Origin of the sequence: Gordonia hongkongensis (assembly GCF_023078355.1) — a bacterium.
Taxonomy (GTDB): domain Bacteria; phylum Actinomycetota; class Actinomycetes; order Mycobacteriales; family Mycobacteriaceae; genus Gordonia; species Gordonia hongkongensis.
This window is the reverse complement of the sequence record NZ_CP095552.1, coordinates 434,721-458,016: the sequence shown is the minus strand read 5'-3', so window position 1 is coordinate 458,016 and position 23,296 is coordinate 434,721. Positions and strand designations below refer to the sequence as shown.

Annotated in this window: 21 protein-coding genes, 1 tRNA gene and 2 pseudogenes; 12 read left to right on the top strand and 12 right to left on the bottom strand. The window is 65.9% G+C overall.

The features are described from left to right. Positions 1–60: 60 nt before the first annotated feature. Both MVF96_RS02025 and MVF96_RS02020 read left to right on the top strand, forming a co-directional pair. Positions 61–540: a 5' nucleotidase, NT5C type gene (locus MVF96_RS02025; protein WP_065631191.1), complete on the top strand. Its 480-nt coding sequence runs from the start codon at positions 61–63 to the stop codon at positions 538–540. A 10-nt stretch (positions 541–550) separates the two neighbouring features. After that, positions 551–1,389 (top strand): annotated as a pseudogene (locus MVF96_RS02020) (HNH endonuclease family protein). Here MVF96_RS02020 and MVF96_RS02015 read toward each other — a convergent pair. Beyond that, positions 1,373–2,047: a hypothetical protein gene (locus MVF96_RS02015; RefSeq protein WP_137810113.1), complete on the bottom strand. Its 675-nt coding sequence runs from the start codon at positions 2,045–2,047 to the stop codon at positions 1,373–1,375. The pseudogene MVF96_RS02020 and the gene MVF96_RS02015 overlap by 17 nt on opposite strands. 168 nt (positions 2,048–2,215) lie before the next feature. Here MVF96_RS02015 and MVF96_RS02010 point away from each other — a divergent pair, with 168 nt between their 5' ends. Together MVF96_RS02010 and MVF96_RS02005 are read left to right on the top strand one after the other, a co-directional pair. Beyond that, positions 2,216–2,440 (top strand): amphi-Trp domain-containing protein, encoded by a 225-nt coding sequence (locus tag MVF96_RS02010; RefSeq protein ID WP_247451007.1) that lies wholly within the window; start codon positions 2,216–2,218, stop codon positions 2,438–2,440. Between the two features lie 254 nt (positions 2,441–2,694). Continuing rightward, a complete protein-coding gene (locus tag MVF96_RS02005) occupies positions 2,695–3,213 on the top strand; it encodes an OsmC family protein (protein WP_247451005.1) in 519 nt (172 codons plus the stop codon). Between the two features lie 130 nt (positions 3,214–3,343). Here MVF96_RS02005 and MVF96_RS02000 read toward each other — a convergent pair whose 3' ends face one another. Beyond that, positions 3,344–3,565: a hypothetical protein gene (locus MVF96_RS02000; RefSeq protein WP_247451003.1), complete on the bottom strand. Its 222-nt coding sequence runs from the start codon at positions 3,563–3,565 to the stop codon at positions 3,344–3,346. Between the two features lie 17 nt (positions 3,566–3,582). Next, complete coding sequence (locus tag MVF96_RS01995) at positions 3,583–3,888, bottom strand: hypothetical protein (RefSeq protein ID WP_247451001.1); 306 nt, start codon at positions 3,886–3,888, stop codon at positions 3,583–3,585. 180 nt (positions 3,889–4,068) lie between these two features. Here MVF96_RS01995 and MVF96_RS01990 point away from each other — a divergent pair. Next, positions 4,069–4,793 (top strand): annotated as a pseudogene (locus MVF96_RS01990) (GNAT family N-acetyltransferase). A 16-nt stretch (positions 4,794–4,809) separates the two neighbouring features. On the opposite strand, the gene MVF96_RS01985 reads toward MVF96_RS01990, so the two are convergent. Next, positions 4,810–5,739 carry a hypothetical protein gene (locus tag MVF96_RS01985; protein WP_247450999.1) on the bottom strand — a complete coding sequence of 310 codons (930 nt, stop codon included), beginning with the start codon at positions 5,737–5,739 and terminating at the stop codon, positions 4,810–4,812. 243 nt (positions 5,740–5,982) lie between these two features. Then, positions 5,983–10,212, bottom strand: a complete 4,230-nt coding sequence (locus tag MVF96_RS01980) for a DEAD/DEAH box helicase (protein WP_247450998.1) — start codon at positions 10,210–10,212, stop codon at positions 5,983–5,985. Positions 10,213–10,342: 130 nt separating this feature from the next. Here MVF96_RS01980 and MVF96_RS01975 point away from each other — a divergent pair, with 130 nt between their 5' ends. Further along, a complete protein-coding gene (locus tag MVF96_RS01975) occupies positions 10,343–12,127 on the top strand; it encodes a DUF3556 domain-containing protein (protein WP_247450996.1) in 1,785 nt (594 codons plus the stop codon). A 28-nt stretch (positions 12,128–12,155) separates the two neighbouring features. Here the strand turns inward: MVF96_RS01975 and MVF96_RS01970 are convergent, their stop codons facing one another. Then, the gene (locus tag MVF96_RS01970) at positions 12,156–13,112 is read right to left on the bottom strand and encodes a DMT family transporter (RefSeq protein WP_247450994.1); all 957 of its coding nucleotides are present in this window, start codon (positions 13,110–13,112) and stop codon (positions 12,156–12,158) included. 36 nt (positions 13,113–13,148) lie between these two features. Here MVF96_RS01970 and MVF96_RS01965 point away from each other — a divergent pair, with 36 nt between their 5' ends. The 3 genes from MVF96_RS01965 to MVF96_RS01955 all read left to right on the top strand — a co-directional run bounded on the left by MVF96_RS01965 (position 13,149) and on the right by MVF96_RS01955 (position 17,710). Continuing rightward, positions 13,149–13,745: a TetR/AcrR family transcriptional regulator gene (locus tag MVF96_RS01965; protein ID WP_226512227.1), complete on the top strand. Its 597-nt coding sequence runs from the start codon at positions 13,149–13,151 to the stop codon at positions 13,743–13,745. A 650-nt stretch (positions 13,746–14,395) separates the two neighbouring features. Further along, positions 14,396–16,132, top strand: coding sequence for a SulP family inorganic anion transporter (locus MVF96_RS01960; protein ID WP_247452183.1), 1,737 nt, complete (start codon positions 14,396–14,398; stop codon positions 16,130–16,132). Positions 16,133–16,204: 72 nt separating this feature from the next. Then, entirely contained in the window at positions 16,205–17,710 is a 1,506-nt protein-coding gene (locus MVF96_RS01955) for a sigma factor-like helix-turn-helix DNA-binding protein (protein WP_247450992.1), read from the top strand. 14 nt (positions 17,711–17,724) lie between these two features. Here the strand turns inward: MVF96_RS01955 and MVF96_RS01950 are convergent, their stop codons facing one another. After that, a complete protein-coding gene (locus tag MVF96_RS01950; protein WP_247450990.1) occupies positions 17,725–18,411 on the bottom strand; it encodes an AMP-binding protein in 687 nt (228 codons plus the stop codon). Between the two features lie 291 nt (positions 18,412–18,702). On the opposite strand from MVF96_RS01950, the gene MVF96_RS01945 reads away from it, so the two are divergent. Both MVF96_RS01945 and MVF96_RS01940 read left to right on the top strand, forming a co-directional pair. Beyond that, entirely contained in the window at positions 18,703–19,371 is a 669-nt protein-coding gene (locus MVF96_RS01945) for an MspA family porin (RefSeq protein WP_159369866.1), read from the top strand. 47 nt (positions 19,372–19,418) lie between these two features. Next, entirely contained in the window at positions 19,419–20,099 is a 681-nt protein-coding gene (locus MVF96_RS01940) for an MspA family porin (protein ID WP_238994991.1), read from the top strand. Positions 20,100–20,162: 63 nt separating this feature from the next. Here MVF96_RS01940 and MVF96_RS01935 read toward each other — a convergent pair. The 5 genes from MVF96_RS01935 to MVF96_RS01915 all read right to left on the bottom strand — a co-directional run bounded on the left by MVF96_RS01935 (position 20,163) and on the right by MVF96_RS01915 (position 22,224). Continuing rightward, positions 20,163–20,253: transfer RNA gene (locus MVF96_RS01935), tRNA-Ser, on the bottom strand. Positions 20,254–20,424: 171 nt separating this feature from the next. Beyond that, positions 20,425–20,634: a CsbD family protein gene (locus tag MVF96_RS01930; protein WP_058250988.1), complete on the bottom strand. Its 210-nt coding sequence runs from the start codon at positions 20,632–20,634 to the stop codon at positions 20,425–20,427. A 170-nt stretch (positions 20,635–20,804) separates the two neighbouring features. Beyond that, positions 20,805–21,074: a hypothetical protein gene (locus MVF96_RS01925; protein WP_137810127.1), complete on the bottom strand. Its 270-nt coding sequence runs from the start codon at positions 21,072–21,074 to the stop codon at positions 20,805–20,807. 123 nt (positions 21,075–21,197) lie between these two features. Then, positions 21,198–21,662, bottom strand: a complete 465-nt coding sequence (locus MVF96_RS01920; protein ID WP_171011642.1) for a nucleoside deaminase — start codon at positions 21,660–21,662, stop codon at positions 21,198–21,200. A gap of 19 nt (positions 21,663–21,681) precedes the next feature. Beyond that, positions 21,682–22,224, bottom strand: coding sequence for a tRNA adenosine deaminase-associated protein (locus MVF96_RS01915; protein WP_058250986.1), 543 nt, complete (start codon positions 22,222–22,224; stop codon positions 21,682–21,684). A 78-nt stretch (positions 22,225–22,302) separates the two neighbouring features. Between MVF96_RS01915 and MVF96_RS01910 the strand changes: the two genes are divergently transcribed. Continuing rightward, the gene (locus MVF96_RS01910; RefSeq protein ID WP_226512220.1) at positions 22,303–23,277 is read left to right on the top strand and encodes a prephenate dehydrogenase; all 975 of its coding nucleotides are present in this window, start codon (positions 22,303–22,305) and stop codon (positions 23,275–23,277) included. Positions 23,278–23,296 lie beyond the last annotated feature (19 nt).

The window sequence follows — 23,296 nt, the reverse complement described above, 5'->3', positions numbered from 1 at the left end:
CGCTCGGGGACTGCGACCCACTCTCGATGTGACAGTTCAATTCTCACCACAGGAGGAACCATGAGCACACCTTCCAAGAAAGTCCTCTACATCGACATGGACAACACTCTCGTCGACTTCGAGTCCGGCATCGCGAAACTGAGCGAGGCCGAGCAGCAGCGGTTCCACGGCGACCTCGATGACGTCCCGGGAATCTTCTCGTTGATGGAGCCGATGCCCGGCGCCATCGAAGCGTTTCACGAATTGTCCGGGCTGTTCGACACCTACATCCTGTCCACCGCACCGTGGGACAATCCGCTGGCCTGGACCGAGAAACTGCTCTGGGTGAAGTTGCATTTCGGTCGAGGCGAAGACTCGCCCGCCTACAAACGCCTGATTCTCTCGCATCACAAGAATCTGAATCTCGGCCATTACATCATCGACGACCGGACCGCGCGTGGGGTCGAGCAATTCCAGGGCGAGCACATCCACTTCGGGCAGCCGGACTACGAGAACTGGGAGAAGGTCGTCGCGCACATGCGTCCGCTGGCAGCGACATAGACTCGACCCCATGTCCGCGCCCGCCGATCCGCTCGAACTCGGGCAGAAGCTCGTGGCGATTCTCGAGGGCGGCAGGCGGACGGCAACGTACAAGCTGGCCGTGCTCGTCGCGCTGCTGGACCTCGCAGTCGAGTCGGTTCCCGCCGACGCAAACGCTGAGGTCGACATCAGCCTCGACGACCTGACCGACCGGGTCATCGAACTGTACGCGCGACAGCTGCGACCGCTCGACGGTCACCTACTTCGTCAGTCCGCTGACGGTCGCGGGGTCATCTTCAATGTCGTTGCGACTCTGTGCTCGTCGAATGTGGGGCCACGGGCGAGAGTGCTCTACGTCGGCGGGCCCCACGACTCTGACGCTTATCGCGCCGCACACTCGACAGTCAAGCGCACGCTGGTGAGGTATCCGCTGAAACTACTCCAGAACCTGACATCAGGCGACATCAACTCGCGCTTCCTGTACGACGATTCCTGGATGGGGACCGATTCCCGGAAAGTGGTTACCGCACACGGCGACAAGCTGACCTTGTTCCCCGGTGTCTGCACGGCGCTCGCCCCTGGTCGCGCGTAGGTATCGACGGACTCACCAATCTTGTGGTGGCCTGCCAGGTGTGCAACTCCAGCAAGTCCGATCGGCTTCCCGCCCCGACCCACGTGAGGCGCGCCCTTGGTCGCGGGAGGCCCACGCTCGACGCCATCGCCAGCGAGATCAACTGGCCGAGCCAGTACGACCGCGTCGTCGCGGCGAGCCGCGGACTCTACGCCACCCAGCCGATCAACACGCCAATCTGGCTGGACCGCAACACCATCACGCTACTGGCGCGGACCGACATCAGCTGGAACGCCTAGGTCCGCGTCTCGGTACACGTGTTCGCTGCGCCTCGGCGAACGTCCCAACCGAGACTCTGTTCCGTGATCCGACGCTCAGACGCCAGGCCGCGACAGCGAATGCTCCTTGACTGAACGTGTTGATCGACTGCTCGATCCACTGCAACGCGACCGTCTGCTCCTGCCCTGCCAACGGCCCCAACGTGTAAGTGCCCACCAGACAGACCACCAGAAACGCCACCGTCGTCACATCTCGGTCGCGCCATGCGTCGCGCGCGAGAGCTGCGTACAGCGCGGTGGCTCCGACGATGACACCGACCAGGTACCGGCCCGCGATATCCGGTACCGCGACGCCGATGGCAGCCGCACCCACTACGGGCGCCGCGAGAGCAATATTGCGGACTCCCCACGCGCTAGCGGCCAGAAGCAGGAACCCGCAACCCATCACAGGGAACAGGGCATCCGCGAGCCTCGGGATGTCCGCGATACCAGTGGCCGACAAGAGCTTCTCCGTCGCCTTGGCAAACCCACCCGCGAAGATCATCGCGGCACCGATGTACGCAAGCGCCGCCCCCAGGCGTCGCGCGACGAGGAAGGCTCCGACCGCACCCAGCACGACCGGCACATAGTCGAACAGTGCGAGCGGCACCGAGACCTGATCCACGGGTGTCACACTCACACCCGAGCTTCCACTGCCGTACGCACGGCGCGTCGTTCACCCATATTATTCAGCATGCTGAACAATATACTGGACGCGTCCACTGCCACCGCATTGAGCTGCGGTGAACTCTCGACTTCGGCACGCGACACGCTTGACCGCGCTCCAGCGGTGGGCTCAGATGGACTGATGAGCGACGAACTGTTCGAGCACAAGACCAAGACACAGCTCACCCGTGAAGAAGCAGCGAAGCGAATTCACGAACTCGCCGACGCGATCGCACGCCACAACGAAGTGTCGTATGTGGAGAACAACAAGACAGTGCGCGTCGACATCCCGGACACGGTGCAGTTGAAGATCGAGATCGAACGGGGCGCCGAGGAGTCCGAGCTGGAGATCGAGATCTCCTGGTAGACAGGCGCAGCGTCTGTGCTCAACAGTCCGTTGGGTGACTCGGCCACCGGCGAACCTCATCTCGACTCCTGGACTTCGATCGAGGTCTGGCCATCGAGTTGAGGTCTGGCGGTCGCGGGGGTACTGACCCCTGTGGTGCAGGATGCTCCTGGCTGCGACAACATCCAAGTGTTCCGCTCACGGTGATGCAGACTGTCGGCGTACTCAGCTGCGCCCGATAGCTTCGTCGGCAACCAGACCGTCGAAGGAGCACCATGACCGAGACCGCCACCCGCCTCAACGACGTGGACATCGACGCCGTCGGCCAAGTGGTCGCAGCGATCCAAGGAGATGCGACCAAGGCACAGACAACGTGGGCCGCGCACGTCCGGTGGACCGGTTCGTTCGCATCCGAGGCCCGTATTCGAAACTTCCCGCCTGTGGCGTCAGATGAGCCCGCCGCCCTCGGTTGCGGCGACACGGCACCCAACCCGGTCGAGCAGTTGCTCGGCGCCCTGGGCAACTGCCTGGCTGTCGGCTATGCCGCGAACGCCACCACTGCGGGCATCGAGCTCAAGGACCTGCGAATCGACCTGAAGGGCGACCTCGACCTGCACGTGTTCCTCGGCCTTGCAGAAGGTCACGCAGGCTTCGAATCCATCACCGCGAGAGTCACACTCGACTCCGACGCACCGCGCGAGAAGCTTGACGAACTGCACGCCAAGGTCCGGGCCAGCTCACCTGTCGGACACACCCTCGGCAACGGGGTGCCAGTGGAGATCGTACTGACCTGAGGACTCCGAAGTTCTCGGACTCGGCGACCGTCTGGTCTACGAGTCGGCTATCGGATTCTCGCGTACCCAACCGGGCGCATCGTCATCCAGTGATCAAACGATCCAACTTCAGACTCTTGGGCTACACCACTTACCGTCTCATCGCCGCGAGGACATCCGAAGCTATCGAAAGGCCCTTCTCGGATTCGATGTTCGGGAAATCCTCGAGAACCTGTCTTCTGAATTCAATCAATTCGCTGTTGGCCTTGCGGCGCGGCGCCCCAGGCGGCAGTTGCGGCGCCATCGGAACGAACAGCGCAAGCAACATGACTACGAAACCGGTCCAGAACAGCGACATTGCGATCGACTCCATTGCAGCGTCGTCGGCTATCACTCCCGCGAGTCCGATACCGCTGCCGGTGAGAGCGAGGATCCCACCCGGAACGAACAGAAGAAGAACCAACGGGCACGAACACGGGTGGAACTCAGTAGTGCGCCGCGCACGAGCACATCCCTGTACTGGTCGAGCCGAAGACGCAGGTTGCCTTCCGGCAGCTTCTCGCTGATCTCTATCAGCAGCATTATTCTCTCCCAGCTCCCCTTGGTAGCCATGTCGCCGCGCGCTTTCACAGTCACAGCAAGCGCGCCGATCAACGCAGTAGCCAATCCGCCGATCAGCGGTATCCATTCAGTCATATGTCGATACTCGCCCAGGGGTCCGACAAAGCCTCGACCTGACGTCCCCTTATCTGGCACCGAGACCTGGATGCGGGTCACGGTGCTGCGTGGGCCAGGACGCCCTGGGTTCGGCGGACGACCCTGAAGTGCGAAGACACCCGAGCACCGGCCCCCACCGCGCGGGCGTATCGTCACCGTGTGACCGACCGCATCACCGACGAACGAACATCCGAACATGGCGTCGCAGGTCACGCGATGCTCGAAAATCCGGCTCTCGCGGCCCTGACCGGACCGCATGCCCACTTCGCGCAGCGCCACGGTGCGGCCCTGCGGTACCACCCCGACGTATGCCCCATGGCGGCTCTGCCCGACTCCCCCACCGCGGAAGACTGGTCGGACGCCGCCCAACTCGTCGGTCCGGGTGGCTCCCTGTTCCTGCCGGTGGTCACGAATCGAGCTCCCGCCGAATGGGATACGACGATGGATCTGCCCGGCGTGCAGATGATCGACGCCGGACTCGACACTCGACCAGACGACGAAGCCGTGACACTGGCGCACGAGGATGTGCCCGAGATGACCGAGCTGGTCCGACTCACCCGCCCAGGCCCGTTCCGGCCGAGGACCATCGAGATGGGCACCTACGTCGGATCCGACGCAACGGCCGCCTCATCGCGATGGGTGGCGAACGGTTGAGCCTACCGGGATACACCGAGATCAGCGCCGTGTGCACGGACCCCGACCATCGCGGCCTCGGACTCGCCTCACGACTCGTACTCGACCTGGCGCACCGCATCCGGGCACGCGGCGATCTTCCGATCCTCCATGCCGATGCCCGCAACGTCGGCGCAATCCGACTGTACGAGCAGCTCGGCTTCGTCGTCCGCCGGGAAGTGCTGTTCCAGATCGTCACTGCCCCAAAGTGATCACGGTGCCAGAAGCCTACAGTCGATCGCGCTTCAGCGATTTCACCAGCGGCGCAATCTCATCGAGGTAGATCGAGGCCAGCACATCCGATTCGTCGGCCAGGTGCCGCACCCGATCGGCCTCTGCCCGATCCCATTCGGTGGCGACGGCGTGCTCGAAATCGTCGATCTCACCGACACGGTCGAGCCACGCTTGCTTCTCCTGGCGATGTTGAATCTGCGCGACGATCTGCTCGTACCCGGCGAACGCCTCGAGTCGCCGCACGAGTTCGTCGAGTCGCCCCGAAAGGAGGAACGATTTGTCGGCGAAGGTCGAGACCACTTCCGGGTCGGCGGCCAGGTGTCCCGACGGCGCCTCGCCGAGCAGCGCGAACTGGTCGCGAAGGCCGACGGCCGCGCTCGCGATTGCGGTGACCTCACTGCCCAGGTCGACGCGCACGGAGTGGCGATCGAAGAAGTCGAGACGCCACGCGGGTAGTTCACTGATGCGGTCGGCAACCGCCGCGGTCGTCCACGCGATCTGGCCTATCGGGTCGGATGCGAAGCGGTCGAGTGCGCCGGTGTCGGATCCGACGTCGATCCCCTCGGGCGACCGACCGCACCAGATGTCCAGGGCACGGAGCCTGAACCCGCCGGCACCGGCCTTCCCACAGTCAGTGGAATCGCCGTCCAGTCGCTCGCGGATTGCCTGACACGACTCCCAGCGTCGAGCCTGTGCGAGTCGAAGCGTGTCGGCGAGGTCGCCCAACGGATCCGTCGGGGAGTCCTGGGGTGCCCGCGCCGGGCCCGGGTTGCCCGACCGCAACCGTACCTCCGACCTCCGGGCGCGTCGGTCGTCGCGCATGCCCGAGAACATCGCCGAGAACGCGCCGATGGCCATTCCCATTAAGACGACGAGGGCCGCCGCCATGACCACCACGAAGACGGCAATCACGACGTACATCATCAATCCAGTACACCACGGTTGACGACGAGGTGGCCGATTCCTGTGCAGGACAGCGCACGCCTGAAGATGTCGGACCCCGTGCATACCCTCGAGCCACAACCGACTCCGTGGAGGTCCCCAATGCCCATGACCATCGACGACGACTGTTTGGACTTCGCATTCCCGGAGGTCCACGCCGAGGCCCGCCTGTCCATCGCAGTGCAGCGAACCCTGCGCGTCCCCGATGACCAGACCACATTCGGTCTACCGCCCGGGCTGGGACGCTTCCACCTCACGAACGCAGGCAGACTTCGAGGCCGGCATGCCGATTGGTCCGAGTCCGACACGCTGCTCCCCATGTGGCAGGCCGAGGCGGCATGGTTTCGCTTCACCTCCCCGACCGACTACCCGTTCCTCGTACGCATGTCTGTCGGCGGGATCGATGCGATCACCGGCGAGGATTTCGCGCAAACCGTGGACTTCGACGCCGAGGACTATTTCGAGGTACCCGAACAACCCTGGCTCGACGGTTTCCGCGTCGACGAGAGATCCGTCCGTCAGTTCGTCGCCATGCCACTCGGCTCCGGTTACACCGCCGCGGAGCAGCTCGTCGGGTCCGACGACGGCGCGATACGCATCCAGGTCACGCCCCTCCGCGCGTCGACATGGAACGAGCGCCTGGCTGCTCGACGCGCGACGCCGGAGCCGCCGGCTGATCTCGGCACCCTGAACTTCTGTCCCGCACCTACATCCGACTCCGCGATGGGCCTCGGCGCGGGTGGGTCGATCACCCAGTCCATCGCCAGTCCGCTCGAGCCGCGCGAGAACTGGGCGGTGGGCGACACCGTCGAGGCGACCGTGCGGATCGTCAACAGTGACGCATGGCACGATCTCACCGGGTCCGCACCGCACCATGCTCCACCGACGATCACCGAGTACCAGCGATACGGCTATCCGTGGTTCGAGTGGTACGACGACTCGCTCGCCCGCCGCGGCGCGTCGAAGCTGTCGGGAGTGAAGACCATCAAGGAGATCGGTGACGGTCTGGGTCAGACACCGCTTCCGGACAATCCCAGCTTCGACCCACCTGAGCCGCACATCGTCGGGCCCTAGGCGGCTTCGCTCGTCAGCCCCCGGCGTGGTCCCGCCGAGCAACTCGCGGATGTCATCGGCGCCGATGGCGGCGCCGAAAAGGTCACCATCGTCGACGACGGCGTCGAACAGGTCGCGCTTACGTTGTTGCAGCGCAACCACTTTCTCTTCGATCGTGTTCGCCGACACCAGGCGATAGACCGTGACCGGACGAGTCTGACCGATGCGATGGGCGCGGTCCACGGCCTGGGCCTCGGCCGCCGGGTTCCACCACGGATCACACACGAAGCAGTAGTCCGCCTCGGTCAGGTTCAGCCCGAAACCGCCCGCCTTGAGACTGATCAAAAACACCTTCGACGCCCCGCTCGTGAACTGCTTGATCGCCGCAGTGCGCCGACGCGCGGTCATCGATCCGTCGAGGTAGCTGTATTCGACTCCGGCATCGTCGAGGGCGCGTTCGACCAATCGGAGGAAACCGGTGAACTGGCTGAAGATCAGGGCGGAATGACCTTCGGCGATGAGCTCGGGAATCTGCTCGACGAGGAACTCGATCTTGGCCGAGTCCATGTCGGTGTGCTTCTCGTCGACGAGCCCGGCGTGCAGGCTCAGTTGCCGGAGCATGGTGAGCGATCGGAAGATCTGGAACCGGTTGGCTTCGAAGTCGTCGAGCAGGCCGAGCACGCTCTGCCGTTCCCGAGTGAGGCGCGTCTGATACAGCTTGTCGTGCTTCGCGTTCAGGCTGATCGACAGCACCTGTTCCTGCTTGGCGGGCAGGTCCGTGGCGACCTGGTGCTTCGTGCGCCGCAGCATGATCGGACGAATCCGTCGTCGTAGCAACGCCAACCGCCCGGGCTCCGTGCCACTTTCGATCGGCTTCCGGAAGTACGACGTGAAGGTCTTCGCCGACGGGAACAGACCCGGCACGGTCAACGCCATCAGCGACCACAGTTCCATCAGGTTGTTCTCCAGTGGCGTGCCGGTGATCGCGATCTTGACCTCGGCATCAAGACGGCGAGCGCACTGATGAGCTTTGCTCGCGTGATTCTTGACGAACTGTGCCTCGTCGAAGAACACGGCCGACCAACTGGCCGATGTGAACTCGTCGATCCCGATGCGCATCAGCGCGTACGAGGTGACGACCAGTTGCGCTCCCGCAATACGATCGGCGAACGCGATCTTCGCCCGTCCGCTCGTCTCGGTCACCGTTGCAATCCTCAGACCTGGTACGAACCGTTCCGCTTCGACCGCCCAGTTCGAGATCACGCTGGTCGGTGCGACAACGAGAAAGCGAGCCTGCGGTTCCTCCTCGATGACCTTCGCGATCAATGCCAGGGACTGGAGGGTCTTGCCCAGCCCCATGTCGTCGGCCAGCACTCCGCCGATTCTGTTCTCCCACAGGAAGTTCAGCCAGTCGAGGCCGGCCCTCTGATAGTCACGCAAGTCCGCATGCAGCCCGGTCGGCACCGGACAAGGCACCGGCGGTGTCGCGGCGGCCAGACGACGCAACTGCTCGCGCCACTTCGTGAGATCGTCGTCGACCGTCCCCAGTTCGAGCAGCTCGTCCCACAACGTGGCGTTGTGCGTATCCCGGCGGACCCGCCCACGGTCGAGTTCACCCAGTGCGCGGGCCTCGGCCACCAGTTCGGCCAGGCGTTGCAGCTCCGGGGTGTCTAGCACGAAATAGGCCCCGTCGGGCAACAGCATGTGTGTCGCTCCGTTCGACAACGCCGTCAGCACCTGGTGCAGCGGCACTGCGACGCCGTCGACCTCGACGGTGATCGACAGGCCGAGCCAGTCGTTGTCATCGGACCGTTCGGCACCGAAACCGATCTCGGGGACGACCTCGGCGGCACGGTAGTCGGGGAGCTCGCCGACGATCTCCACCTCGATGCCGGCAGCCCGCAGCTCCGGGGCGACCTCGGTGACGAAACGCGCGGTGTCGACGGGCGAGTAACGGTAGCGGCGGGTCAGGAGCGCAACCGATGCCGATGCGAGAGCCTCGTCGCGACTCATCTCGGCGAGTTCCGGATCGTCTGCGAACTTGCTTCCCGGAAACCCGGCGACCTGGATCTGCCATCGATCACACACCCGAGCCGCAGCTTCGAGGTGACCACGGAGTTGCTTCCACAGGCGACGTTCGGCCACGTCGTCACCGAACCCCGAGCTCTGCCCGGACGGGAAGAATCGTCTGCTCCCGTTCACGCGGTAGACGACACCCCACTCGAGGTGCGCGCCGCCGTCGTCGGCGACCCGAAGCGTGACTGCCGCGTCGGGACCGGTGATCTCGGGTCGGGTCACGGCGCCATCGGCCACGGTCACGGACATCCGACCGGCGAGGTCGGGGAGGACCTCGTCGGCGAACTCCGCGATGTCAGTGTCGGGAATCCTGATCGTCCCGGCGTCGAGCAGTGCCCGGAGGGCTTTCGACGACCCGTCGTCGACGAGCGGCGCCAGGAACATCGTGCCGCCTCGTACCAGGCTCGCTCCGTGAGGCACCGATCCGAACAGCATCAGAGCGTCGTCCTCAGACGGCCCGACAGTCGGGAAGTCGACACCGCCCGACACCACGAGACCCTCGTCGCCGCGATCAACGGTCAACGCGGGCGTCGCGGGTGGAAGCAGCTCGACTTTCTTGGCGCCCGTCGACTTATGCGCCACCAGTACGACACCATCGTCTACCGCCGCCCGTAGAGCGGTCCAGATCTCGGCGGACGCCTGGTCCAATCGGTGAACCTGGGAGGTCCCGTACAGGTGTTTGTCCCCGGCGCAGAGGTGGACGGCACGGACTCGTGCCAGGTGAACGGGGTCGAAGTGCTCAGCCGGATGGTCGGTGGTGGACCTGTAGTACTCGGTCACATATCCCGGCTCGATGGAACTCCACGTGATCCCCGTGCGTACCCAGTTGCCCTTCTTGCCGGGGGTCACCAGGCGCAATGTCACCGTCTTCAGGCTCATCCACTCGGGATCGTCGAGCTCGACGAGCAGACCGATGGGAGCCGATCCCGGCTCTTTCGAGGTGGCACCGGCGACAAGGTCACCCAGCAAAGCCCGCCACGGCTCCGACGCGTGCCCAACGTGTTGAGGCAACGCACCGATGAGCCCAGCACGCATCACCCCCAGCGCCAGAGCAACGGCGTGCTTGCAGTTGGCACCGACCGGACAGTCGCATTCAGCGACATCGACCACGTATCCGCGGGCGCCGTCACCGAACCCGATCTCGAGTGAGTAGAGTTCGCCACTCGAACCGACGCAGGTCCCGGTCGCCGACATGAATAGCGGGTCCCAGTCGTCGAGAGCTACGCGCCCCTGCTGTGCGTATGCGGCACCTCGGCCTATCGTCGCGACGTCGAAATACACGAGCAGGCCCGACTCCGCGGGCGATAACTGATCGAACGCTGCCACACGACGAGGCTAGGCGATTCTGCCGGCGGCGGGACCCAACGTCTGCACCGCATCGGATGTCATCCACGTTTCTCCACAGCGTCACCGAATCAGCACCAAGCAAGCACTTGGTTTGTTAGGTTCTCGGTCAATGGGATTCCTGAAGCAGACCACGCCGGAGATCGACTTCCCGACCTGGAGTCAGGGCACGCGCGCGGAGAAGATCGAGCCGATGGCGCGGCACTGGGCCGAGGTCGGGTTCGGGACGCCGGTGGCGCTGCACCTGTTCTATGTGGGCAAGATCCTCCTCTACGTGCTTGTCGGCTGGGTCATCGTGATCAGCACACCCGGGATCGACGGCTTCTTCGACGTCGCCGACTGGTACAACGAGCCGATCGTCTTCCAGAAGATCGTGCTGTACACGATGCTGTTCGAGGTCGTGGGCCTCGGGTGCGGGTTCGGGCCGCTGAACAACCGGTTCTTCCCGCCGCTCGGTTCGATCCTGTATTGGTTGCGACCGAAGACCATCCGGCAGCCACCATGGCCGCGGATTCCGTTGACTGCCGGCGATTCCCGTAACCCGGTCGACGTCATCCTCTATGGCGCGCTACTCGCCTTGCTGGTCATAGCGTTGTTCAGTCCGGGTACCGGCGCTATCCCGGAGCTGGACACGACCGTCGGAGTCCTCCCCAGCTGGCACATCTGGGCCGTCCTGGGTGTGCTCGCGGCGATCGGTCTGCGTGACAAGACCGTCTTCCTCGCGGCGCGCGGTGAGGTCTACGGCGCGTTCACCGTGGCGTTCCTCTTCAGCGGGGTCGACATGATCGTCGCCGCGAAGCTGGTCTTCCTCTGCATCTGGCTCGGGGCAGCGACGTCGAAGTTGAACAAGCACTTCCCCTTCGTCATCGCGACGATGATGTCCAACAACCCGATCTGGCGTTCCCCGAAGATCAAACGGAAGTTCTTCGAGGACTTTCCCGACGACCTGCGGCCGGGCCGTCGATCACGATGGATCGCGCACTTCTCCACTGCGGTCGAAGGACTCGTGCCGCTCGTCCTGTTCTTCTCCCACGGCGGGTGGGTGACCGCGGTGGCGGCGACGATCATGCTGATCTTTCATTTCGGCATCCTGTCGTCGATCCCGATGGGCGTCCCGCTGGAGTGGAACGTCTTCATGATGTTCGGCATCCTGGCGATCTTCGTGGGTCACCCCGACATCGGACTCGCCGACCTCCAATCACCCTGGCCGCTACTGCTGTTCGCAGTTTCTGCCGGCACGGTGATCATCGGGAACCTGATGCCGCGCAAGGTCTCGTTCCTGCCCGGCATGCGCTACTACGCCGGCAATTGGGACACCGGCCTGTGGTGCATCAAGCCGTCCGCGTCGGCGAAGATCGAACAGGGCATCGTCGCCATCGCGTCGATGCCGGCCGCGCAGCTCGAACGGTTCTACGGCAGCCCCGAAGCGGCCCAGATACCGCTCTACATGGGATATGCGTTCCGCTCGTTCAACAGTCACGGTCGGGCCCTGTTCACGTTGGCGCACCGAGCGATGGCCGGCGCCGGGAGCGGAGCGAGCGGGCCGGATGAGAACGGCGTTGCGGAGTCGGAGTATGTACTGACCGACGGCGAACGAATCTGCAGCACGGCGATGGGATGGAACTTCGGCGACGGGCATCTCTCCAACGAGCAGCTCATCGAATCCCTACAGCGGCGTTGTCATTTCGAGCCCGGGGAGGTCCGGATCGTGCTGCTCGACGCGCAGCCGATCCTCCGTCAGACGCAGGAATACCGACTCGTCGACCCGGCCATCGGCGAGTTCGAACGCGGATACGTACGCGTTGCCGACCTGGTCACGCGACAGCCGTGGGACGACCAGGTTCCCGTCACGGTGACCTGGCGCGCCGACGACGGCCGGGCAGATCCCACCGGGTGAGTCGGGGCGATTGGGTCCGCCAGGCGGATCACAATGCCCCCACAGCTTCAGCAGCCCGGCGCCGGTCACGCACCTTGGTCGACGACTCCGCCCGATTCACGACCCAGGTGGCGCCACCGGCCATGGCAAGCCCGAGAGCCGTTGCCCAGCCGAAGGGTTCGCCGTACATCGCGGTGCCCCACACCGCGGTGACGGGCGGCATCAGGAACATCAGCGTGTTCACCGAGGTGACGCCGGACCGTCGTAGAAGTATCCAGTACAGCCCGTAACCGCCGAGCGTCGACAGGATCGACAGCCAGGCGATCGCCAGCCAGAAGGTGCGGTCGGCCGGCGGCACCGCCACCCCCGCGAGAAGGCCTGCCGCGGTGAAGATCACCGCGGAGACGCCGCAGTGGATCGCCAGGATGATCATGGGTGACGGCGGGTCGACGACGCGTCGTTCGAGGAAGGTGGCGGCAACCAGCGCGGCCATACCGAGCAGCGGGACGAGATACGCCCACCACGGCGCGTCCGCGGATGACGTCGCGTCCGACCAGGTGACCAGTACAACCCCGGCCGCCCCGACGAGCAGACCCCACCACCGTCGTCGGTGGGTGACCGCCCCGAGCAACGGACCTGCCAGTGCGGCGACGACGAGCGGTTGGACACCGTCGATGAGTGCGGTCGTCCCGGTGCTGACGCCGAGAGCGATCGCCCAGTACACCGTGACCGTGTAGCCGGCTTGCGAGAGCGCACCGATGACGACCTGGGAACCGACCGCTCGCCCGGACATCGGCGCGAGGCCACGCCGACGCCACCGGAAGTACACCGCGGCCCCGAGTACGACCGCGACCACCAGGAATCGCCACATGAGGACCGTGAGCACCGGCGCCTCACCCGCGCCCAGCTTCGCGCCGATGAAACCCGACGACCAACAGACGACGAACACCGCCGACATGACAACTGTCACCCATCGCGCAGGTATACCGATCTGTGAAGTTCGCATGCAGACGACCTTACCGATCGGTGTAGTCTTTGTCATGTGACTGCCGAGACCACACTCTCGACCGTGGAGTGGACACCCAAGGCCCGACTCATCCTCGACGCGGCCTCGGCACTGTTCTACGAACACGGCATCCACGCGGTCGGTGTCGACTCCATCGCGGCAGCCGCGGGCGTCACGAAACGCACGCTCTACGACCGCTTCGGCTCCAAGGAGCAACTGGTCGTCGAGTATCTGCGTGCCCGCAACGCCGCCTGGCAAGAGTTCCTCCGGTCCCGCCTGGACGCCGCCGATGCGTCGCCGAGCGCACAACTCGCGGCGATCTTCGACGCCACGCGGGACTGGTCGGAGGACCGCGGCCACAAGGGCTGCGCAATGATCAACGCGCACGCCGAGATCAGCGATCCCGGGCATCCCGCGTTCTCGATCATCGTCGGGCAGAAGCACGAGCTCCAGGACCTCTTCACCTCGATCGCGACGAAGGCCGGCGTGCCCGACTCGCACACATTGGCACAGCGACTGTTCATCCTCCATGAGGGCGCGCTGGTGACCGCCGGGATGGGGGTCGAGCCGGGAGCTCTCGACGCGGCACGCGACTTCGCACTCGAGACCTTCGACGGCCAGCAGTCGAATTGACGAACTCTTAGCGCCCGGATGCGTTCCGCAGCAACATGATGCGGAGTAGATCTGATGCGGTGACCTTGTTCGACATTCTGCCCTCTCTGAAAGGCGTCACCGTGACCAGATCGTTCGACACCGCGACGTGGGGAACACCGTTACGCACCGTCGGACCGGACGTCGTCGCCGGCGACCTGTCCCTCCGCACCGAATCGCTGCACCGCAAGATCGCGTTCTACCTCGATGCCGACGGCGAGCCCGTCTGCCAATCCCTGTGCCCGACCGGGGTGTGGTTCCCGACGCTGGTCACCCGGGTCACGTCTGCGATCGTCGCCCGGGAACGCGTCGTCGTCCATGTCGACGCCGCCCTCCCGCTTCACTCCGCACTGCTCGATGTCGCTTTCCCGGGGACTCATCTGGCGGGTGCGACCATGGTCGACATCACCGTCGTCGACCTGTCCCGGCATCGTCGCACCCTGCACGCCGAAGCCCCCGCGCATCTCACGGTCACCGGCACCATCGCCCTGGCCCTGTCGCCCGTGATCCCGCCGCGGACAACGGACCCGCGACACGCCCCCGGGCGGTCACCGCCTGACACAATCGCAAACGGCACGACAACTACTGGGCAAAGAGAGGCCGAAACCGCCGCCAGGGCTCATAATCGCCTGATGCAACCGGAAACGGTCTCACGATTCCTGCCCGGACTGGGAGTGCTCCGCAGCTACGAGCAGTCATGGCTGAAGGGTGACATCGTCGCCGGGATCGTCCTGACAGCGTTGCTCATTCCCGCCGGCATGGGGTACGCCGAAGTCGCCGGGTTGCCACCGGTCACCGGTCTCTACGCAACGGTCATACCGCTGCTCGTCTACGCCGTAGTCGGACCGTCCCGCATCTTGGTCCTCGGCCCCGACTCGTCGCTCGCCCCGATCATCGCGGCGTCGATCATTCCGCTCGCAGCATTCGACGCCGAGCGCATCGCTTTGGCCGGCGTACTCGCCATCGAGGTCGGTCTGGTGCTGCTGATCGGCGGCCTCCTCCGGCTCGGCTTCGTCACCGACCTGCTGTCCAAACCCATCCGCATCGGCTACCTCAACGGGATCGCACTGGTCGTGGTGCTCAGCCAGTTGCCGAAACTGTTGGGCTTCAGCGTCGACGGTGACTCGGTCATCCAGGAGGCGATCAACATCGTCAAGGGTGTCGCGTCCGGGGAGGCCGAACTGCTGCCGACGGTCATCGGGGTGTCGTGCCTGGTCCTGATCTTCGCACTCAAGTTCTGGCGCAAAGCCATTCCGGGAGTCCTGGTCGCCGTGGTGGCCTCGATCATCGCAGTCGCGGTCTTCGGCTGGTCCGATGACCTGCCGGTCGTCGGAGCGATGCCCCGCGGATTCCCGTCGCCGTCCCTGGAAGGCGTGACCCTCGACGACGTCATCAGCCTGATCGGCCCGGCCGTCGGTATCGCGCTGATCGCGTTCGCGGACACCAGCGTGCTGTCGCGAACATTCGCCGCGCGTGCGGGTGACCAGGTCAACGGCAGCCAGGAGATGGCGGCCATCGGCACCGCGAACATCGCCACCGGCTTCCTGAGCGGCTTCGCGATCTCGGCGTCGTCCTCCCGCACCCCGGTGGCCGAACAGGCCGGCGCCAAATCCCAACTCGCCGCGGTCGTCGGGGCGCTTCTGATCGTCGTGTTCATCTTCGTCGCACCGGGAGTCACCGCCTACCTTCCGTCAGCAGCGCTGGCCGCCGTCGTGATCGCCGCGGCCATCTCGTTGATCGACATCTCCGGCGTGGTGGCGCTGTTCCGCGCAAACTGGGTCGAGGGTGCGCTGTCGATCGCCGCGTTCCTCGGTGTCGCGCTGATCGGTGTCCTGCAGGGCATCCTGGTTGCGATCGGCCTGTCGTTCATCGCCTTCGTGAATCTCGCGTGGCGACCGTACCGGACGGAGTTGGGGCGGGTTCCGGGACTGCGCGGCTACCACGATGTGACCCGCCATCCCGAGGCCGAACGCATCGACGGTGTGCTCATCATCCGATTCGACGCCCCGTTGTTCTTCGCCAACGGCGGCATGTTCGACGACTACGTCCGAGGCAAAGTCCGCGAGGCGAGAACAGCGGGGCGAGAGCTCCACACCGTGATCATCGCCGCCGAGCCCATCGTCGACATCGACGCCACCGCTGTCGACGAACTCGTCGAACTCGACGATTACCTCCGCACCCACGACATCGAACTCGTCTTCGCGGAGATGAAAGATCCGGTGCGGGACAAACTCCGGCGGTACGACTTGCGTGTCGACGGGAGGCCTCGCTTCGACGACTCGCGTTTCGCGCCCACGACGGGAGCGAAGATCGACGAGATCACCGGGCAACTCCGTCGGGACATCGAACCGTCGGACGGTCAGGCCTGAGTCCCGCGCGGGTAGCCTTTGTTGTCACTGCCGACCGGCGACCCGCCACCGTCCGCTGAGGAACTGCCACCGATGACCGCGTCCCCGAATGTGCCACCGACGGCCGGGCGATCGGGCACCGAGGCAGCGGCGAAAGCCGCCATCGCCGACTTCGAGGCGGGGCTCTCGGACCGGGACCGTCGAGTACTGACCGAGCGCATCTACGCCCTGCACCCACGGACGCAATCCGAGGTGGCCGAGCTCCTCGGATCGTCCCGCGAGCGAGTCACCCAGATCGACCGCTCACTGCGTCGGCGACTCGCCTCCGTGGTCGGCACGACACCCCCGCTGGCCGAAGTGTCCACCGCGATCCATCGTGCGACCGCCCCGATCGCCGACGCCGTCCGGCTCGTTGCCGACGTACCGATCGCCGGGGCCCTCGTCGGCGTTGACGACGCACCTTGCTGGCGCGTGGTGGCCAGGGCCTCCGGCCTGCGCACGACCGAGGATTGGATCATCCGGGGCACGTTGCGCGCCGTCGCCAAGCTGACGAAGACGGTCGCCGACGGCGCCGCCGACACCGGCGGGCTGGTTCCGGTCGACGCCGTCGCCGCCGGCCTCAGCCTGACCCGCGCGTCCGGCGCACGATGGTTGCGTCGCACGGGATACGCGGTGCTCGGTGACCACGCGATCGCGATGACCTCGTCGACGGGTGACGTCGTCGCCGCTGTGCTCGGAGAAAGCGGCGCACCACTGACCTTCGGCGAGATCGTCGACGCCATGCGACCGATTCCCCGCGCACAGGCCAGCATCCGTAACGCCATCACCTCGGACGCCCGCATCGTCAAGACCGATCGCACCCGCTACGGCCTCGCCGAGTGGGGGCTTCGCCGGTACGAGCCGGTGCATCTGCAGATCGATGCGATTCTCTCCGACCACGACGGCGCCGCACCCATCGACGACGTCATCGCGACGATCCAGGGCCGACACGAGTTCAGCGACACCACGATCCGTGCGTACGCAGGCGCCGGCGAATTCCAGATTCGCGACGGCATCGTCACCCGACGCGAACGACCACATCGGCCGCGGCGGACGCCGGGACGAACGCGCGGACTGTACCGCGAAGACGACGTCGTGCACTGGTCGACGACGATCACTCCCGCGCAGTGTCGCGGAACGGGTTTCAACATACCCAGCGCACTCGCCGGCCTTCTCGGCATCGGCCCCGGTTCACCGGTCACACTCGAGACCGAGCTGGGCACACAGGCTTTCACGTGGGCATCGGTTCAGGCACGGACCGGCTCGATCAAGCGGTTCATCGATGAGCTCGAACTGGAACCGGGTACGCCCGTGTTCCTCGACTTCGGGCCGCACACCTTCGCCGTTCGACGGGCCGAGCACGCAACCGCGTTGTCCGCCGCGGACATCCTGACCCGGATCGGGCGGCGGCCAGCCCGGCTCACCCGAACCCGACTCATCCAGGTTCTCGCCGAATCACTCTGGTTGCCATCGAAATCCGGCATCGACGAGGTCGTCGAGCTCCTCCGCAGGCGTCGCGAGACCGACCTCTCGGACCGGGTCGCGGGCGCACTGCGCTGAGCATCGGGCATCGGTCAGCGAGTGCTCGGGGCACCCCAGTGGGGCTCGCCGTACGGGGCGTCGACCGCGACGCATGCGCCGGCCGACGCGCAGGCGAGGATCCGGACCATGGTGTCGCGAGTACCGAGATCGCCTTCGAAAGACACATACTCGCCACGACGCAGCCCGACGTCTGCCACCATCCGCTCCGCCTCGGCGATGAGTTGGCCTGTGGCGTCTTGTGATCCGTCGCCGAGGTCGACGACGAGGCCGCCCTCGTTCCGGAGCATGTCCGCCGTCCGGAGTGCAGCGAGGACGAACTCGTCGCCGACGCGGTACATCTGACGGCAGTGCTTCCGGGGCACGGCGGCTTCGACCAGATCCTCGACCTCGATGCATTGGTCGACATGAGCAAGCACGAAACCGATCTCGCACGAATGCGCCGGTTCGCACGATGGGCCGAGGACGATCGGAACCGTGACGGCGTCGACCTCCAGCAAGGAATGCCAGGCAAGCACGAACTCCCAACCCGTGCGGATCACGAGGCCCACCCGACTGCCCGCGCGGACCCCGCAGGAGACCAGTTGCTCGGCCATCCATTCCACGGACTCGTAGAACCGTTCGAAGTCGATGACGGCGTCACCGGTGTGCACCGCGGGCAGCGAGCCATGGGTGTCGTGGGCGCCGCTCAGCGGCGAACATGAAGCCGACGTCTGACTCACACATCCCCGTATGTGTAGCGAGTTCGTCTGCCGTGCAGCCGAACTCGTAGAACTCGCGGGCGGCTCCGCCGGCTCGCACCGGCATGAGACCCTCGCCTTGCAGAGGTTAGGCTACCTTTACCAGGCGGGTCGGTGTCAACCCACTACATAGTTTTTCACTCATCTCATATTTAGGGTACGTTCACCTACGATCCCACCCTGCCGCACTGTCGGGCCTCCCCCTGCGATGAGTCCCGACGCGCATGCGACACCCCGTTTCCGAACGGGTAGATGACACGAGGAGAGCACGAGATGACACAACGAACCCTGCGGGCCGTCGGACTGTCCGCACTCATCGGCGGATCGGTCACTGCCGCGCTGCTGGCCGGCGCCGCGTCGGCGGGTGCAGATGCATTCGTCCGGCTTCCGGGCGGCACCGCGAAAGGTGAGGGCATCCAGATCGTCCGGTCCGAGGAGAGCGCGCGGGTCTCGGCGTCGATGGCCGCCAACGGGGTGTCCAGGACCACCTGGGTCAGCGGTCAAATCACCTTGTACGCACCGAATCTCAAGCCCGCCAAGGCAGGACCGAGCGTCGGCGCGGCCGGCGAGACGACGCTGCCCGGAAGCAACGGAACCGCAACGAACGGCGCCGCCGCCACCCTGTCCACCGGTTACATCATCGGGTGCCAGGTGAACATCAAGGGCCTTCAGGGCGGTCTGTCCGGATCGCTGACCCCGACCGCACCCTCCCTGTCGGGCACCCTGACCGTCCCGCTGGCCGCCGGCGACGTCACGTTCGTGGTGTTGAACACCAAGAACATCGAGAAGGCCGGTACCTACCACCTCGGTTACGACGACGCGCAGATCGACGTGCAGAACTGCGGCGGATACGCCCAGGCGCGAGCATTCACCACGATCGAGACCACCGGCGAGGTGCACCAGAAGGTGAACCTCTACGGCAAGCCGTTCTCCATCGGCTGACCGCGAACCCGTTGCCCACCACCATGACCCGCCGAATCGGAGCTCCCATGACCGTCGCCAAGCGCCGCACCGCGCGCACCCGGATCATCGCGTCCACGACCGCAGTCGCCTGCGCGGCACTGATACCCGTCCTCGATGCCGCACCCGCACACGCCGACACCACCGTCCAACTCCCCGGGCAATCCGTCACGAAGAAGTTGAAAGACGGTACGACGGTGACCATCACGCGCAGCAAAGAGTCCGCGCGGATCACCCCGTCGATGGGCGCCACGCCCCTGCACCGCAACGCCTGGGTGTCCGGCAAGTATGTGGTGACCACGTCCGACCCGGCCGCGAAGATCGGTGTCGGCGCCGGCTACATCGTCGGCTGCCAGCTGACGCTGGGCGGTAACTCGAACAGCAGGGCCGGCGCGACCGCACCCGACTTCGACCTCCAGAGCGCGACCACGACGGCCGAGACCGGCGCCGGCGTGACCATCGGGCCCGGCCAGGCGGTCAACTACGTCATCAACGACCGTGAGTACAAAGACGCGTTCGGTGCCGCCGGCCACTCGTCGTCGATCAGCTTCTCCGGCGGCAAGGGCACGCTGGCGTACACCAACGAGACCATGATGGTGAACGGCTGCGCCGGTTACGCGCAGGCCCGGTCGTACGCCAAGGTGAGCATCACCACCGACAACGTGTCGCAGTCGATCGCCGTGTACGGAAAGCCGTTCAGTATGGGCTGACCGACCACCGCTCTCCCAGAGATGCGAAATGGCCCCCCATCCGTGAGGATGGGGGGCCATTTCTGGCGGTGGCGGAGGGATTTGAACCCTCGGTACGGGGTTACCGCACACAGCATTTCGAGTGCTGCACCTTCGGCCGCTCGGACACGCCACCGCCGAAGACTGTACCGCAGACCCGCGGTCAGACTTAAATCGGCTGCTCAGGCCCACCCCCGCCCCCTGAGGAGCGAGCTTGCGAGCGTCACGAAGGGTCCTCGCAACTCGTCTCGGCAGGCCCCTTCGAGGCTTGTCGCTATCGCTCCTCGCACCTCAGGGAGCAGGGGGCCTAGTGGCCGGTCAGCTTGTCCTTGACGTCGTCGATCTTGCCCTTGACGGCGTCGGCGGCGTCGGTGATCTTCTGCTTGCCCTCGGCCTGCGCCTGGTCGCCCTTGCCCTCGTTCTTGAGGTCCTGATCGTCGGTGAGGCTGCCGGCAGCTTCCTTGCCGCGACCCTTGAGCTCTTCGGCCTTGTTCTTGGCGTCGTCCGTGGTTCCCATGAAGCCTCCTCGGTGAGGTTCGGCGCGGCCGGGTGCCGTCCGATGTGGAAGAACTCGGCGACGACCGACGCGCCGGCTGCTCGACACTGGCGCCGCCTGGGGAGCGGACTCCCGCATCCCACCGTGCCACAGGTGTGCACTGAGCTGCATGACCGCAGGTCAGCGACCTGTCAGCGGCTGTTGAACTTCTGGGACACCTCGTTGATCTTGTCCTTGGCGGTACTGAACGCCTCTTGGACCTTCTCGTTCTCGGCGAGATCGTTGAGCTTGTCCTTGGCGGTGCCCAGCGCGTCCTGGACCTGCTTGCTCTCGACGAACTCGTCGATCTTGTCGCGCGCGGTACCCAGCGCCTCCTGGACCTTGCCGCTCTCGGCGAACTCGTTGATCTTGGCCTTGGCGGTGTCGAAGGCCGCGGTCACCTTGTCGGACGGATCGGTCATGATTACTCCTCGCGGATCGGGGATGCTGACGTCCAATCTGCCAGGACCGCCCGCCACCGACCACCGGTCTGCACCCTGAGATCTCACCGATCTTGAGTCCTCACGACCCCGAGATGACGACGGTCACGGGTGTCGTCGGGTGGCGAAGAAGTCGACCATGAGTGCGCGGCACTCGGCTTCGAGGACGCCGCCCTTCACCTGGGGGCGATGTGACAGCCGTGGATCGCGGACGACGTCCCACAGCGAACCGACGGCACCGGTCTTGGGCTCCCACGCCCCGAAGACGACGGCGTCGACCCGGGACAGCGTGATCGCTCCGGCACACATGGTGCACGGTTCGACGGTCACCGCGATAGTGCATCCCGGGAGCCGCCATCCATCACCGAACGCCCGCGCCGCGGCACGCAGCGCAAGCACCTCGGCGTGGGCCGTCGGATCGGAATCGGCCTCGCGACGGTTGGCGGCGCGGGCCAGTTCGACGCCCTCGGGGTCGAACACGACTGCCCCGATGGGTACGTCGTCGGTCCCCGACAGTGCCGCCGCGTCGAGCGCGGAGCGGACCATGGCCTCCCAGGCGGGCGCACTCATCGCGCGGCTTCGTGCGGGCTCAGTGGCCGAGCGAGTCGAGAACCTTGCCCAGCTCGTCGGCGAAACCGAGCCGCGCCGCGATCATGCCGAGCTGTTCGTCGGCGTACAGATCGGTGTCCCCGACGATGATGCTCATGACCGCGTCGGGCAGTCCCAGGTCCGCGAGCAACCCGAGGTCCCCTTCCTCCCACGGATCGATCTGATCGAGCTCGTCCGGATCGATGTCGGGGACCTCGATGTTGAGGGCGTCCAATGCGTCGACCGCGATGTCGTAGTCGACGGAGGCGGTCGCATCGGAGATCAGGAGACGCGCCCCGGTCGGCGACGGCCGGACGATGATGAAGAACTCGTCGTCGACGTCGAGGAGCCCGAAGACCGCGCCCGCCGAACGCAGCTCACGCAACTGGGTCTCGGCGTCCTCGAGATCAGAGAGCGCCGACGGTTTCATCGCGGTGACCTTCCACCCGCTCTCGTCGCGGACGACCGCCACGGCGAAACCGTCGATGTCGTCGTCCACGTCCTGCGCGTTCGACCCCGACTTCCCAAATCCGGCACCGGCCATGCGACAAACCGTAGCCCCTATCACCGGTACTCCCAAGTCCCGGTTCACCGGGCATGACCGGTATGGGAACGTGTCAGGGTGACTGCCGCGCCGTCGTCCCCCGCTGTCGCCCTTCCCACGCCGGTCTGTGTGCTGGGTCTCGGCCTGATCGGCGGCTCGCTGCTGCGGGCCCTGCACGACGCCGGGCACGAGGCGTTCGGCTACAACCGGTCGGCCACGACCGTCGATGCGGCCATCGGCGACGGGTATGACGCGTCCGCGGATCTTGTTGCGACGCTTTGGCGCGCGGCGTCGTCGGACGCGCTGCTCGTGCTCGCGACACCGGTGACGACGATCGGCCCCCTGGTGACGGCCATCGCCGAGAACGCGCCCGGGCTCCTGGTCACCGACGTCATCAGCGTCAAGCAGGAAGTCGAGCGCCTACTCGCCGATCTGCATCCCGGAGGTCGATACGTCGGCGGGCATCCGATGGCCGGGACCAGTTCGTCGGGCTGGGCGGCAACCGACGCCACCCTCTTCGACGGGGCCATGTGGGCGGTCACCACCACCGATCACACCCCGGCCGACGACTGGCTCACGGTGGCCGCGCTGGCCGTGACGGTCGGCTCGCGAGTGGTGCCGGTCGCACCCGACGCGCACGATCGGGCGGTCGCCGCGATCTCGCATCTGCCACACCTGACCGCCGCGGCCACGGCCGCCGTCGGGGCCGGTGAGAGCGACCTCGCCCTACGCCTGGCCGCCGGCAGCTTCCGTGACGGCACCCGGGTCGCCGGCACCGCACCCGCCCTGCAACGCGCGATGATCGAGGCCAACGGCATCGCCGTGCTCAACGTCCTCAGCGAGACGATCGACCGCCTCACCGCCGTGCGCGACGAACTCCGCGACCACGGAACCGCCGAAGTACTCGTCGACGACGGGCACCGCGCGCGAAAGGCGTACGAGCAACTGCATTCCGGCGCCGCGGAGGTCATCTCCGGGGTGACGGTCGGCGACGACGGGTGGCAGCAGGAACTACGCCGGCAGGCCCATCAGGGCCGGGTGTGGGTGGGCTGACCGCCGCGCCGTGTCCCTG

Coding starts and splice junctions, on each gene's coding strand:
- MVF96_RS02025 (WP_065631191.1), top strand. CDS start 61: ATGAGCACACCTTCCAAGAAAGTCCTCTACATCGACATGGACAACACT.
- MVF96_RS02010 (WP_247451007.1), top strand. CDS start 2,216: ATGAGCGACGAACTGTTCGAGCACAAGACCAAGACACAGCTCACCCGT.
- MVF96_RS02005 (WP_247451005.1), top strand. CDS start 2,695: ATGACCGAGACCGCCACCCGCCTCAACGACGTGGACATCGACGCCGTC.
- MVF96_RS02000 (WP_247451003.1), bottom strand. CDS start 3,565: ATGGAGTCGATCGCAATGTCGCTGTTCTGGACCGGTTTCGTAGTCATG.
- MVF96_RS01995 (WP_247451001.1), bottom strand. CDS start 3,888: ATGACTGAATGGATACCGCTGATCGGCGGATTGGCTACTGCGTTGATC.
- MVF96_RS01985 (WP_247450999.1), bottom strand. CDS start 5,739: ATGATGTACGTCGTGATTGCCGTCTTCGTGGTGGTCATGGCGGCGGCC.
- MVF96_RS01975 (WP_247450996.1), top strand. CDS start 10,343: ATGGGATTCCTGAAGCAGACCACGCCGGAGATCGACTTCCCGACCTGG.
- MVF96_RS01970 (WP_247450994.1), bottom strand. CDS start 13,112: ATGCGAACTTCACAGATCGGTATACCTGCGCGATGGGTGACAGTTGTC.
- MVF96_RS01960 (WP_247452183.1), top strand. CDS start 14,396: ATGCAACCGGAAACGGTCTCACGATTCCTGCCCGGACTGGGAGTGCTC.
- MVF96_RS01955 (WP_247450992.1), top strand. CDS start 16,205: ATGACCGCGTCCCCGAATGTGCCACCGACGGCCGGGCGATCGGGCACC.
- MVF96_RS01945 (WP_159369866.1), top strand. CDS start 18,703: ATGACACAACGAACCCTGCGGGCCGTCGGACTGTCCGCACTCATCGGC.
- MVF96_RS01940 (WP_238994991.1), top strand. CDS start 19,419: ATGACCGTCGCCAAGCGCCGCACCGCGCGCACCCGGATCATCGCGTCC.
- MVF96_RS01930 (WP_058250988.1), bottom strand. CDS start 20,634: ATGGGAACCACGGACGACGCCAAGAACAAGGCCGAAGAGCTCAAGGGT.
- MVF96_RS01925 (WP_137810127.1), bottom strand. CDS start 21,074: ATGACCGATCCGTCCGACAAGGTGACCGCGGCCTTCGACACCGCCAAG.
- MVF96_RS01920 (WP_171011642.1), bottom strand. CDS start 21,662: ATGAGTGCGCCCGCCTGGGAGGCCATGGTCCGCTCCGCGCTCGACGCG.
- MVF96_RS01915 (WP_058250986.1), bottom strand. CDS start 22,224: ATGGCCGGTGCCGGATTTGGGAAGTCGGGGTCGAACGCGCAGGACGTG.